This window comes from Polymorphospora sp. NPDC050346, assembly GCF_040655695.1.
Classification (GTDB): Bacteria; Actinomycetota; Actinomycetes; order Mycobacteriales; family Micromonosporaceae; genus Polymorphospora; species Polymorphospora lycopeni.
The window spans coordinates 1-13,003 of sequence record NZ_JBFAKM010000060.1 but is presented as its reverse complement, the minus strand read 5'-3'; the positions used below and the strand labels follow the sequence as shown (position 1 = coordinate 13,003).

The following is a 13,003-nucleotide window of genomic DNA, read 5'->3' as shown; positions in this document are numbered from 1 at the left end:
CGACCGGGCCGGTGAACGCTCATCCCCGTCCGCGGCCCGGTGGCGGTGGCTCACCGATGTCCCACCGCCAGCCGTCAAGCCGATACAACCCGTCGACGTCGGCGGCGATAGTGCTCACCGACTCGGTGGGCGTCCCGGACCGGTCGATCTGGATGACGGTGCGGCCGGTCAGACGCAGACGGGTGACCCCGGCGATCTCACCGACCCGTACCGCGAGCGCGTCACAGTCGGCCGCGATGCGGGCAATCGTGGCGGCGTCGAACCGGGCGACCGGCCAGCCCTGCGTATCGAGCCGGTCGGCGACGAGTGCCTGGTACGGGCCGCCGACACCGGACAGCACCACCCACGCCGGCGACCAGACGGCAGCCTCCACCCCAGCCAGCGCAGTCAGGTGCGCAACGACGTCGGCGGCGTCACGGACCAGCCGAACCCGGCTGTCCGCGCGTAACGCCCGGTGGCAGCCGGCGGACAGCGCAGAGGTGACCGGGCCGGGTACGGCCATCGCAGGCCGGCCAACGGCGAGTGCGTGCGACAGGATCCCGGCCGCGCGACTGCGCAGGCTGGCCTCGACGAGCACCGTGCCTCGCGTCAGCGCCGCCACCCAGGCCCGGTTGACGGCCGAGTCGGCGACCTTCGGGATGCTTCCCGGCGGCCAGGCACTAATGAGATCGACCCGTTCGAACAGCTTCTGGTTTCCGGTGGGAGAGGGGCGATCGAGCCCGCAGGCCGGCATCGCGGCCGCCGCCGGCCCGATCGCCCGGGCGGCGCGCAACGCGGCGGCGTCGATGCCGTGCCCACCGGTGCTGAGCACACCCCATCCCTGTTCGGCGAGCGCGTGGCCGATCTCCGCCGCGATGTGCTGGCCGTAGGAGGTCGCGGCCCGGGCACCGACCACGGCGACCGCCCGGTCGAGGATGTCGGGCAACGGCCGTTGGGCACGAACCCACAGGCACAGCGGCGCCGACAGAGCGGTATGACCGGCCCCGCCAGAAGCCAGGTCGACCAACGAGGCCGGCCATTCCCCGTCTTCCGGCGTCACGATCCGTGCACCGATGCGCTCGGTATCGGCGACGACCTGGGCGGCTACCCGCCGCGCATCCGTGCCGGCAGGCGGGTCGACGTCGGGAGCGAAGACGGTGTCGAGTGGGTCGTCGAGGAGTTGGTCGAGAGCGGCTCGTGGACCCACTTCCTGGACCAGGGCGTGGATGCGTGGGTCTCCGGGCCTGGTCAGACGGGCCAGCACGGCGCGGCTGATTCTCTGGTCTTGAAGGTCAGGCATGACAGTTTTCCTCTCTGTGAAGGGTTGGCCGCCCGTGAGGGCGCTGAAGGCGGGCCGCGAGGCGAAGGCGACCACCGCGCGGCCGGTGAAGATCCCGGCGCCGGGGGAGCGGGCGCGGCTGGCGTGAGCAGGTTCTGGTGGGCAAACAGCTGTGGCGGCTGTCGGCCCGAGGGCGAGCAGCCGCGTTCGGGCAGGCGTTCACCTGGCGGCGGCGTGGCTGCGAATCGCGCCCGTTACCTGGGCTGCGGCGTGAGATCGAGTCCGGGTTCGGTGGCGGTCTCGGTGTTGGCCTCGTCCGGGGTGAGATCGAGCAGGACCTTCCTGGACACCCGCAGCACGGTCTCCGCGCACTCCCGGATCAGGCCGAGGTCACCGTCGGCCCAACCGAGCACGTACGCGTCGGAGTAGACCCGGGTGTCCAACCCAAGAGCGGTGCACACCAGATGCGCGACGCTTTCCGCCTCGGTTTCCTTGCGCCCACGGTGCAGGTTCTCCCCGATGCGGGCCCCGGTGGGGTGCCCACATCGGATGTGGGCCAGTTCGTGCGCCGTGGTCTTGACCCGCTGCGCGGGGTCGACGTCGTCACGGACCTGCACCACCCGGATGGTCGCCCCGGTGACGGTGACTCCGTTCGCGTTGCCCAGGTAGCCACTCCCGGCTGGCACCAGCTCGAACGCGTAACCTTCGTCCTTGATCAGCTTGACCAGATCGTCGTACGCGCCCGTCGGGTCGTCACCGGTCAACAACCGCGGCACCTGTCCACCGGCGGCCTTCACCCGGCGAATCCGCCGCACGGTCGGCGGCTCGAACGGCTCGCCGTCGGTCTGGGACAGTTCGAACACGTTGATCAGCCGGAAGCCGACAACCTGAACCGCCGGACGGCCCCGGTCGTCCCTGGTGACCGTGCGTCCGGCCGCCTCCCACTCCAGGGCCTGCTCCTCCGTCGGCCGCCACCGCACCGGCGCCCACACCTTGAACGCCTTCTCCTCGGCGCGGACCTGCCGCCCACACAGCCGCCACCCCGACGTGCCGGCCCGATTGCCGTACGACAGGAAATAGCGTGGCTCGATGCCACGCTCCTGCGCCTGCACCATGAGCAGGATCTGGTTGGCCAGGCTGTACCGGGCACCGAACACTGCCGCGCGTTCCACGAACTCGATCCACTGCCGCGGGTCGCCAGCCATACCCGCCAGCCGGTCATCGAAGTCGTTTTTGATCTTCGCGAGGAGTTCGGCGTGCTCCTCGCTGTTCTTCTTGGCCATCATGGCCTCCGATCCCCGCCTCCTGGCGGCGGACAGGCTGGGACCATGCAGCCCCAGCCTGCCCGTGGGCATGAGGTGAGGCTGCGCCCCGTCCGCGATCCCGACAGAGCCAGGAAGCGCAGGGCAAGGTCACTGCAGCGGATCGGTAAGTACGTCGATCAGAGGTTCGCCGGCCAGCGTGGGATCGTCGAGCCAGCCGGCGCGGACGAATGCCTGAGCGGTGCTGGTCACCTGGAACATCCCGCTGCTGTCTCGGTCCAGCCAGCGGAGCCGGACCAGACGGTGCAGAGCCGACTTCGCCGCCCCGGCCGACATGGTGACCAGGTCGACGACATCATCGGGTTGGCAGCCCGAGTAGACGCCACCGGCGGCGGTGACGCAGTCGGCATGGTGGTGGACGCCGACGAACACCAGCCGCTGGGCCGGCGTCAAGTCCTCCGGATGCAGACCGCGGCCGGCCCGTCCACCAGCCAACACCCACCACCCGTAGGCGCTGTAGGTACGTATCCGGCTGGTCGGACCGACCAGTACGCTGAGCCGCTCCGAATGGCCGTTCACCGGCTGTCCCGATCCAGCCGCAGTTGGATCTCCACCAGATCGAACTCGTGCAGGGCGAGGACCACCGAACCGAACTCGCCACCCTGGTCGATCTCGTCGGCGGCGACACGCAGCGGCCGAAAGCAACTCGGCAAGAGGGTCAACATCGACGCATGCTCACCGTCCAGATCGTCGAGGTCATAGACCATGCGCCACTCGTGCACGCCGGGCACCTCGCTGGCGGACCGGAGCTGCCACGAGCAGCGGGCCGGCTCGCCGTCACGCACGCCGGCCACCTCAATGGGAAGGAAGACCCGGGCAGGCAGCCGGATGACATCGTCCTGCCCCAGGTCAACGACGCGGCAGAGCCCGACAACAATCGCAGCGGCAACCGGGTGTGGACGAGTCACGGCTGCCTCCTCGCCAGGTCAAGCGTCGCGCTGACCCGGCCGGCGAGATCGGCGTACTTGGCCCTCTCCGCCTCAGCCAGCGCCCTGATGCGGTCGAGCCCCTCCGCAGTGGGGGAGACGTCGATCGTCTGGTCCGGTACCCGCGGCTCGCGGGGGGCGGGTGCGGGTTCGGTGGCGGCCCACCGTCGGTCAGCGACCCACAGGGCGTTGACGATCGTCGCCGCGTCGTCTGCCGAGCAGACGATCCGAACCAGCGGGCCGGCTCCGTTCGTGGGCAGCACGATGTCTCGGCCGGGGTTGAGGTCACGGCGGCGTACCGGTGTGCGAGTGCCATCGGCCCACGGGACGCCGTCACGGTCCGACTCGTAGACCAAGACCTGGTTGCCGGTCTGCTTCGCCGTAAACATGGCGGCGTCGGCCTGCGCGAGGGCGTACCGGGGATCGCTGCCGTCGCTGGCAGCAACGCCGACGCTGACCCGCGGCGACGCCCCGCGTCGACCACTGCGCGGTGCGGCGAAGGCGGCCCGGATCGCGTCGGCCAGGACCGTGGAAACGGTGCGGGGAGCCAGGATCACGAACTCGTCGCCACCGGCGCGGGCGACCAGCGCATCGGCGGCGACCGCCCTGGCCGCAGTGGTGAGCCGGTCAGCGATCGCGGCGAGGTACAGGTCACCGGCCGGGTGCCCGCCCTCGTCATTGACCGCCTTGAGACCGTCGGCGTCCGCCAAAGCGATCGCCAAGGGCTGTCCCTGGGCCGCCGCCGCGGTAAGAGCTTCCTCCGCCACCGCGCGGACAGGTAGGCCGGTCACCGGGTCGGTCAGCGCCACCGCAAGATCCTGCCGGAGGTCGTGCTCCCGGCCGTTGGCCGCGGCGAGTTCGGTGCGCATTCGTGCATGGGTCGCGACGAGGCGCCGGCGCCGCAGGGCCAGCAGCACCGCGGCGCCGGTGGCCAGCAGGGCCCACACCTGCACAGCGGCGAACGCGACGGAGGCCAGGCGGGCGCCGTTTCCGGCCAGGACCAGCGCGTAGAGCAGGCCAACGACGATGGCGATGACGATGCCCGCGACAACCACGGCGTGGACTCCACGGGGTTGGCGGTCGGGTGGGTCAGGGGTGAACATGAAGTGCTCCTCTCGTACAGGAGCACCGGGGACGGGCCGCTGTCCAAGGCGAGGCCCGCCCCCGGGCCCACAAGCAGGCAGCCCAGCCGATGGCGGGCTGCCAGGGGTTCCGAAGTTGATGCAGGCCGCGCCTGGTGACCGACCGACGTAAGCGGTACGGCCAGCGCGCGCAGCGGCGACTTACCAGGGAGGCGTGGCGTTAGAAGGTGGCGCCGCGGTCGGCATCCACGCGCCGCCACCCGACGCCGGTGCACGCCCACATCTGGCCGTGCACGGTGACGGTGTCGCCTACCGACAGGGACCGCAGACGGGTCGACACCTGCTCGGCCATGGCCAGTTGGAGTGCCCTGGCCGGCCCGGCCGGCGCAGCGTCGGAACGGTTCGAGGCGACGAACGCGGCCTCGGCCCACTGCTCGCCGGTGAACTGTGAACCGTCGCCCTCAAGGGCGACGGTGACCGAAAGCTGGGGTGCGCCGACCCGGTACCCGTCGCTGAAGCTGCTGTAGCCCGCGTCGGGATCGGACTGTGTGAAGCCGAGTGTGACGAGCATGCGTTGACCTCCTGTGGGCTAACGGGGCGCCGGCGCGGATGGGGCGACGATCCACGGCAGGCTCGGATCGTCGAGCGGGTAGAGGCCGTCGGCGTCCGGGAGCAGCGGGTAGACCGGGCTGTCGCGGTCACCGAAGCGCCCGATGAGGTAGGCACCGCCGTGATGCAGGTTGATCAGCGGCGCCAGGCCGTCGGTGGCGGCCCGGTGGGGCCAGTGCCGGATCAGGTCGTCCGCGAGCCGGACCAGCGTGGTCCACGCCAGGCGGACTACCGGTGGTTCGTGCTGGTGGTCGACGTGCGCGGGGTAGCTGTCGGGCAGGCCGGGTAGCCGCACCTGCGTGATGCGGTGTGTGGTCGTGTGCGAGGTCATCGTGTTGCTCCCTTGGTGCGCAGGCCCTTTGCGTCCCGGCGCCTCTGCGGTCTTGTCTGGGCATGTGGACGCGACGGCATCAGCGCCGGGATCCGAAAGGGTTCTCGGCATGTCGGTCGATGCCTGTGCTCGGGTCGAGGCACGGGGGTTACCCCTTGCTCGCGTCCGGCGGCGGGATGCGGCGGAAGACGGCCACGGCATGCCCGCCGGATGTCGAGATGGTGGGGATCGTCTGCACCTCGTGGTCGAACAGGTCCCGTTCAACGGCGCCGAGGTGGATGTAGCGGTACGGGATACCAGCCCGTTCGATCGCATCGGTCCAGCCGCGTTCGGCCATGTGCCGCTCGGTGTAGGCGCGCTGGCTGCTGAACATGCCGACAAGGGCGGCGTCGAAGATGGCCGGGAGATCGTCGACAGGCAGATCCTTGTCGGTGTCGCCGTTGGCGTCGATCCAGTCGCCGACGACCGCCGCCGGGAGCCGGTGGACGTCGGCGATGCGACGCATCGCGCAGAGCACCGGCAGGGACAGCCGGTGGGCACATCGCCCGTACCGGCCGAAGCCGGTCGCATCCAGCACAACCAGCGGTTGCGGCGGCTCCGTGGCGCGAGCCGGTAGGAGGCTGCGGATCGCCGCTTCCGCCACGGCCGGGTCAGGGTCGAGAATCGTCGCTGCGGTGGTCGTCAAGTCGTCGGCCACGGCAACGCGCACCGCCGCTTCGTGATACATGACGGACTCCATGCCGGCAGGATCGGTGTCCGGTCGGGCGTCGGCGAGCCGGAGCAGCGTCTGACGGGCCAGGTCGGACAGCGCCTGCACGGCGAGGCGTTGATGGCGGGCCCGGGTACCACTGAGCACGAGGTCCGGCGTGGCGACAGCGGCGCGAACGGTGCACCATGCCACGAGCAGGCCACTCGAGTAGACGAGATAGGCCGGAGTGTCGATGCCGACAACACCCGCGGCGCGGGCGTCAAGCGAAGCCCGCAGGGCGGCGGCCTGGGCTGCGGGCAGCCCGTCGAGTCGCAGCGGCGGTGCGCCGCCGTACCGCTCGGCGAGGGCGACGCCGACCAGGGTGCCGGCGTTGAAACTGTCGAACTGCCGGATTTCGGTGAGGGCTTCGGAGATGGTGCTCCGCCTCATGCCGCCTCCAATTAGGTAGGACGGTCCGGTCGTGATCCGGACCAGAAGAGATGGGCTGACGAGCCGACCCATGAGCTGGATCGGTTGGTGTCGGGGCGCTCGTGACCTATGGCGCGACCCGGCGCTGGTGCCTCCCTTCTCGGCGCCGTCTGGCCGGCGCCCTCCGGTGGGCATGGCAATGGCCGGGCCGGCGAGGATGCCTGCCCGGCGTCAGTGGGGCCGTGGGAGGGACGCGCACACATCGCCGGACTCTGTCCAGTGATGTGGCCGCTGATAAACGACCGACTTCGACAGGAACGGCGTCGGCCGGCGTAGATCTTCGGCGGGGGTGGAAGCGGGTAACTCGGCTGGCAAAGCCCGAGCTACCCGCTTGCAATCGTCGCTATTCGCTGCCGGACTGAGCAGTGATGGCCACGAGTGGGGTGTCCCGGTGCAGACGGTCGATGTAGTCGTTCGCGGCGTGCAGATAACGCAGCTGGTCGAACAGCCGTCCGCTGCTCGGAGTGAGCAAGTCGCCGCCGTCGGTGGCGACAGCGTCGCCGGGAACGGCGGCGAGCGCGGCGAGGGTGCGGTACGCGTTGAATCCCGATTGCAGGGATTCCAGTCGTGCTCTGGGAATGGGGTGGTGCCGGTACGCGGCGTTATAGGCGGTCATCGCCAGCACGCGGGGCTGCGCCAGGTACGCCTGCTGGGCCCGGCTGACCGGCCAAGTGTCCGGGTCGGCGCGGTGCCGGTCGACGAACACCCACCAGGGTTGGGCGTCGCGGGTGCCGGAAACGACAGCACGCCATTGTTGCCACTGCCATGCGGCGTAGTTGTCGGCGTGCGTACGCATGGATTGGAAGTCGAGGAGACGGATCGGGCCGCCGGCGGCGCGCCCGCGAACGCGGCGCAGTAGCTTGCGGGTGAGACGGCGACGCGCCGAGAAGTGGCCAACCGCACCAGCCGGCGAAAGGTCCTGGCTGCGGACGCGGGAAGCGGCTGAATCGGTGAGTGCCGCAGTTGCGGTGTCGGGGTCGAGGGCGACCACGATGGTCAGCGGTGAGGACATGCGGATACCTCCATTCTGATCGATGAGATCGGTGAGGTGGTACAGGTGTGGCCGGAACAGGAGTCCAGGCGAACCGCAGGGGCCGGAATGTTCTCGGCGGTGCGGTCAGGGATGAGAACGGTGGTGCGGGATGGGCGGGGCGTCGCGGAAGAAGGTGTCGCTGCCGACCGGCCGGTGGCGGGTGGGCGGGTGCGGATCCTGCCGGGACGGGCCGATGCCCGAGGTGGTGCAAGTGCGGGGTTCATGAAATGAGTCCTCACCGTAGCCCGCCCACCCAACCGAATCCGATCATGGTGTGGGATCGCAAAGGGCCGGCTTGACCAGGGCTGTTGGCCGGCGTGCAGCCCTTGCGGTTGCGGCAATCGGCGGATGCTGTTGGTCAACCAGGACCGCGCTGTTGGCCAACCGGGCGCCCGTTGGGTCATGTCCCGTTGACGTACGACTCCGGCCGCCGCCGGCCGGCGCGTTCGGCGTCGACCTCGGCCTGCCAGCGACTGGCGCGTCGGCCGGCGAGCTTGCGCAGGGCTGCGGGGATACGGTTGGCGGGAATCCCGACCAGGCGAGGACCGAGAACGGCGAGGAGATCACTGGCCTCTTGGGATGACCATCCGGCGGCGGTGATGGCGTTCTCGTCGGGGAAGATGTCGGCGACACGGTCGGTGGCGGAATCCAGTGCGGCGTCTTGGACCCCGCCCAGGGAGTACACCCAGAGGAAGTTCGGTGGCGGGTCCGGTTCGACAAGCCGCCGGAACCTGTCCACCTCCTTGCTGTAGGCATAGAAGTTGATCCCCGGGCGGGTGCGACAGATCCGCATCCAGGCGTTGGTGTAGTTGTCGGAGAAGAAGTCGCCGGAGTCGTGGATCCTGATCCATGCGTCCTGGAACCTCCGTCTCTCAAGCTCAGCAACCATGGCTGCTTCCCATCCCGGTGGATCGTCGAGCACGAACATCAGATTGGCGTGATGTTTGGCGCGCACCGTTGGCCAGGTGTAGGTGCCGTGCCGCGCGTAGCAGATCTCGCGGCAGATACCGGCCGATGGACATGTGTTGTATGGCCGGCCGTCAGGAAGACGGCCGGCCCACGCCGGTATGGACCAGTTCCACACCCCGATTCTTCTCATCTTCCGGTTCTGCGTGAGGAGTCGGCGTGGGCGCTGCGTGTTCGTCGTGAGAGGGCTTTCTTCGGGCATGGTTCTCCCTTGTGTGGAAAGGCTCTGAATTCCTGCCGCGGCGGGAAGGGCGCAAGCGAACGCGAGGCGTGGTCAGCTGGATTCGACGGCCGGGACGGATTCCGGTGGGCCGACGTCGGGTGCCACGTGCGAGAACACCGCGACCGTTACCGGGTTGAGGTGACCGATGCCGGTCGCGTGGCAATGTGCGACCCGGGAAGGGACCGGCCGGGCACGGCAGACGATCTAAGAGATCTCTCGTCGAGCTGTGTGCGCGTCGTTGGGTTGCCATTCGGGGAGTGGTTCGCCGGTCAGAGGGGTGAATTCGAGTACCGGATCTTGGCGTGCTTCGACGGGTCAGGTGAGCTCGTGTAACGGGTCTTGATCGGCTGACGGCGGCCCCGGATTGAGTGGGCCGGGCACCTCTTCTGTGGCGGGAAGGTCGGCGAGGCGTAACCGGTGGCCGCCGTTTCCGACGAGCCGCCACACGGGCCCGGCCGGGCCGTGACCATTCACACGGTCTCGGGCACAGGTCGCGATAGCGACGGTGGCCAAGGCGTCGGCGATCCGATGGTCGTGGCTGGCCGTCTCGACCAGATGGTGGTGGAGGTTCCGTTCCCTTTCCCGGCTGGGGAGCGAGAACAGCAGGACGTGACCGGGGCCGCCGTCGACACGTAGCCGGCGATAGGGTTCCAGCTTGTCGCGCAGCCGCACGTGGCCCTCGGTGCCGCGGTCGTACTCCAGCCAGAAGCTGACTCTGCGCTGGCCCGTGGTCCAGACACCGTGCCCGTCGGGGCGTACGCGGCGACCGAACGCGGCGGCGGTCTGCTGCTCGGACCACCAGCGGATCAATCGGGACTGTGGGTGGGATCGGCTGTGCGCGAGCAGGTCGATGAAGAACTGGTTGGTCTCGATGGTGTGCCGGCGGGTGCGGTCGGACAGGACGCTGTCGGCGGCCAGGGCCACCGCTCTCGGGGTCGGTGGTGTTTCGCCGCGGGTGAGGGCGACCAGGCGGGCCGAGAGTCGTCCGGGCACCCAGTAGACCTGGGACGGCTGTCCGGAGCGCAGGACGCGGTCGATGAAGTCCATGCGACGCAGTGCATAGAGGCGGTGGGCGCAGGTGATCGGCGAGTCGAACAGGACCGCGGCGATCTGGTCGGTGGTGAGCGCGGTGTGGTCGGAGAGAAGGACGGCGATCACCCGGTCGCGGGGGCGTAGCCGGGCAGAGATGTCGGCGAGGGTCGTTGTCGTGCGTCGGACGGGCGTACGAGGGCGTGGGGGTGACGGGGCGTCCCCCGGTCGGAGAGTGTCCCCCTGAGGGGACTGTCGGGATGGTTGATCATGGGGCATGCGGGGCACCTGCCTGCGCTGTTGGGCGGCTGAGGGTGGGTTAGGTCTCGCCGGGACCAGGCCGGGGTGGGGACCAGGGGCCGACCGCTGCCAGGCCGGGCTGGCGTCCGTCCCGGCAGCGGTGACTGACGGCCTTCTACCGGCGGCTTTCGGGCTGGATGGCCAGCCGCTTGGCGAGTTGTTCGATCGCCGTGGGATCGCCTGCGCTGCGGCTGGCCGCGGCGCAGGCCCTGCGGATCTGATCCGCTGCGCCAGGGATCGAAGGCCGGGGCGGTCGGGTCCGGAGCGTGAATGCCGCGGTTTCCCGGTTGTTGATCACGAGTCGGGCGGCGGCCTGGTAGGCGTCCAGATGGCTCAGGTCGTGTTCGGACAGTTCGGGGAACATGTGCCGGGCCATCTGGTGGGCGTCCTCGGGCGCCACGTTGAACGTGATCTTGTTCCTCGCGTTCGCGGACAGCGCCAGTTGGGTGGGCCGCGGTAGCTGGGCGAGATCCTGGTGGGCCAGTACGAGGCTCAACCGGTAGCCGCGAGCCTCGGCAAGCATGTCGTCCACCGACCCGGGCAAATTGAGGAAATTGTGGCACTCGTCGATGTAAACGGTGCAGTCGCGGCGTTTGTCCTCAGGCAGTTTCGCGCGAGCAGTGGCGGCCTGCCAGGCACGGGCCAGGACGAACGAACCCATCAGCCGGGAGGTGTCCTCGCCAAGCTGTCCCTTCGGCAGGCGGGCGAGAAGGATTCCGCCGGTGTTGAGCAGGGTTTCCATGTCGAACGATGAGCGCGGTGTGCCGAGCGTGCGGCGCGTGAAGTCCCGCAGCAGGAAGGCGCGTAACCGGGCCATGACGGGGCCGATGACCTGTGCCCGCACCGGCGGTGGCATGGACTCGTACCAGGTCCAGTAGCCGAGCAGCCCTTCCGGATCGTCGAGTTCCTTGGTGAGGGCAATGCGGAACTGTTTGTCGTTGAGTAGCGGCGGAACGAGGGCGAGGGTGGCGTTGGCCTTGCGCATCAGGGTCAGGCAGGCCACCCGCAAGGTGTCGTCGATCCGGGGTCCCCAATGCCGTTGAAAGATCTTGGAGAAGATGGAGACCACGTTGTCCACCGCGAGATCGTGGTCGTCGCCAGACAGCGGATTGAAGTAGCCGCCCTGCCCCTGGTCGGGGTCGATGAGCACGACCCGGTCGGCGACCTTCGGGTCGAGCCGGTCGAGGACATCGGTGACCAGGTCACCCTTGGGGTCGATGACGACAACCCCGCGGCGGGCGGCCACGTCGTCGAGGATCAGGTTGACCAGAAACGTGGACTTCCCGACGCCCGTGCTGCCAAGAACATGCAGATGTTGGCGGGCATCGACGACGGGCAGTGCGACGGCATGGCCGCCGATCTGCGCGTGGCCGAGCTGTTTGACGCCCCGGCCGCCCATGGGCGCCTCGACCGGTGCCGGCATCGGTCTGGCACGGGCGCGTACCAGACCGGGCACCGCCAGATCGGTGGGCAGGGCGGCGACAGCGGCGAGCTCGGCGACACCGAGCAGGTAACCGGAGCGCAGCGGCCTGCCGGCCAGCACCGCGGCGGGCCGGGCGAGACGGACGCGCCGCAGCCGCTGCCGGGCGGTATACAGCCCGTAGGCGGACCCGGCACCACGGGCCAGCATCCTCAACCGAACCCGCAGGCTCTCCTCATCCACCTTGCGCGGGTTGGTGTGCGCAATGCCGTACCGGATCGACGCCTCCCACAACTGGCCCGAGGCGAGCTTGTCCACCGCCGCACGGATATCACGCTCCCGCTCCGGATCACCAACCGGCGGCCGGTACGCCACACTGCGGCCGCCAGCACCGGTGCTGGCGCGGCCGGGCCCGGGCATCAGCAGACCGGCGAGCCCGTCCAGCCAGGTCGCGGGATCGAAGGCGCCCCGGGCGGGCTGTCCGCTACGCAGCGCCGCCGTGCCGGCCCGCAGCCGGCGGACCTGCCGGCGTGTGGCCGGCCGGGCGAGGACCTGCACGCAGGCATACTCGTGGTCGCGCAACCCGGACAAGGCGGAGATCAGAGGCCGCAGCGGGTCGCTGTCGTGGCCGGTAACGATCGGGTACCAGGCCGGCAGCGTCGGCGCCAGGGCGTCACCCTCGGCGATCACGGTGGCTGGGATCGGGGCGGTGGCGTCGCCGACCGTGGCGGTGGCACCGGGCCAGGCGCCAGCGACAGCGGCGAGGACCGGTCCGGCAGGAACGGTGCCGGGCAGCCAGATGACGATGGTCAGCTGCCGACCCGCCCACCGGTACTCGAAGCCGACGTGCGGGGTGCCGTAGAGCACACGCCGCCAGCCCACGGGGCGCAGGATCTCGGCGCAGGTCGCCCACCATCGCGCCGCGCTTTCGGACTCCACCTCTAGCGGCGGGGTGATGGTGATCTGCTGGGCGTGACGCTGCCAGCGCTGCTGCCGCCACACCAGCAGCCGGGCGTGAGCGACGAACGCGAGCACACCCAACGCCACGGCGACCATCGCGAGCCATGGCCGGGCCGAAGCCCACGCAACCACGTCCCCGATTGCCTCGGTAACCAGGTTGGACGGGGCCGGCGTTCCGAACGACGGCAGCGGCGCAGGAGTAGGCAGGGTCGGTGCCGGGACCGGCGAGGCGAGCCTGATCACGGCATCTCCTCGGGATCGGTGTTGCCCGTTACCGGAACAGCACGAAGTTCCTTCTTGCCTTTGGTGCGATCTCCGGGCGTTGTGGCTGCCCAGGTCAGGCGGCTGGGGTGGAGGTCGCGGGTTG

Annotated in this window: 12 protein-coding genes; all 12 read right to left on the bottom strand. The window is 69.8% G+C overall.

Annotation, left to right across the window (positions count from 1 at the left end; translation table 11 throughout):
- Positions 1-19 precede the first annotated feature (19 nt).
- Positions 20-1,279, bottom strand: coding sequence for a DNA-processing protein DprA (locus tag AB0I42_RS34965; protein ID WP_357544055.1), 1,260 nt, complete (start codon positions 1,277-1,279; stop codon positions 20-22).
- Positions 1,280-1,512: 233 nt separating this feature from the next.
- The gene (locus tag AB0I42_RS34960; protein ID WP_357544054.1) at positions 1,513-2,541 is read right to left on the bottom strand and encodes an ArdC-like ssDNA-binding domain-containing protein; all 1,029 of its coding nucleotides are present in this window, start codon (positions 2,539-2,541) and stop codon (positions 1,513-1,515) included.
- Positions 2,542-2,670: 129 nt separating this feature from the next.
- Complete coding sequence (locus AB0I42_RS34955) at positions 2,671-3,099, bottom strand: hypothetical protein (protein WP_357544053.1); 429 nt, start codon at positions 3,097-3,099, stop codon at positions 2,671-2,673.
- Positions 3,096-3,488, bottom strand: a complete 393-nt coding sequence (locus AB0I42_RS34950) for a hypothetical protein (RefSeq protein ID WP_357544052.1) — start codon at positions 3,486-3,488, stop codon at positions 3,096-3,098. The genes AB0I42_RS34955 and AB0I42_RS34950 overlap by 4 nt, the downstream gene beginning before the upstream one ends.
- Positions 3,485-4,609: a GGDEF domain-containing protein gene (locus AB0I42_RS34945; protein WP_357544050.1), complete on the bottom strand. Its 1,125-nt coding sequence runs from the start codon at positions 4,607-4,609 to the stop codon at positions 3,485-3,487. Before AB0I42_RS34945 ends, AB0I42_RS34950 begins: the two co-directional genes overlap by 4 nt.
- Before the next feature lie 199 nt (positions 4,610-4,808).
- The gene (locus AB0I42_RS34940) at positions 4,809-5,159 is read right to left on the bottom strand and encodes a hypothetical protein (RefSeq protein ID WP_357544049.1); all 351 of its coding nucleotides are present in this window, start codon (positions 5,157-5,159) and stop codon (positions 4,809-4,811) included.
- An 18-nt stretch (positions 5,160-5,177) separates the two neighbouring features.
- Complete coding sequence (locus tag AB0I42_RS34935) at positions 5,178-5,528, bottom strand: hypothetical protein (protein ID WP_357544048.1); 351 nt, start codon at positions 5,526-5,528, stop codon at positions 5,178-5,180.
- 148 nt (positions 5,529-5,676) lie between these two features.
- Positions 5,677-6,738: a hypothetical protein gene (locus AB0I42_RS34930; protein WP_357544047.1), complete on the bottom strand. Its 1,062-nt coding sequence runs from the start codon at positions 6,736-6,738 to the stop codon at positions 5,677-5,679.
- 310 nt (positions 6,739-7,048) lie between these two features.
- Positions 7,049-7,717 carry a hypothetical protein gene (locus AB0I42_RS34925; protein WP_357544046.1) on the bottom strand — a complete coding sequence of 223 codons (669 nt, stop codon included), beginning with the start codon at positions 7,715-7,717 and terminating at the stop codon, positions 7,049-7,051.
- A gap of 421 nt (positions 7,718-8,138) precedes the next feature.
- A complete protein-coding gene (locus AB0I42_RS34920; protein ID WP_357544045.1) occupies positions 8,139-8,906 on the bottom strand; it encodes a hypothetical protein in 768 nt (255 codons plus the stop codon).
- Between the two features lie 336 nt (positions 8,907-9,242).
- Positions 9,243-10,085, bottom strand: coding sequence for a replication-relaxation family protein (locus tag AB0I42_RS34915; protein ID WP_357544044.1), 843 nt, complete (start codon positions 10,083-10,085; stop codon positions 9,243-9,245).
- Positions 10,086-10,371: 286 nt separating this feature from the next.
- Positions 10,372-12,879: a DUF87 domain-containing protein gene (locus tag AB0I42_RS34910; RefSeq protein ID WP_357544043.1), complete on the bottom strand. Its 2,508-nt coding sequence runs from the start codon at positions 12,877-12,879 to the stop codon at positions 10,372-10,374.
- Positions 12,880-13,003 lie beyond the last annotated feature (124 nt).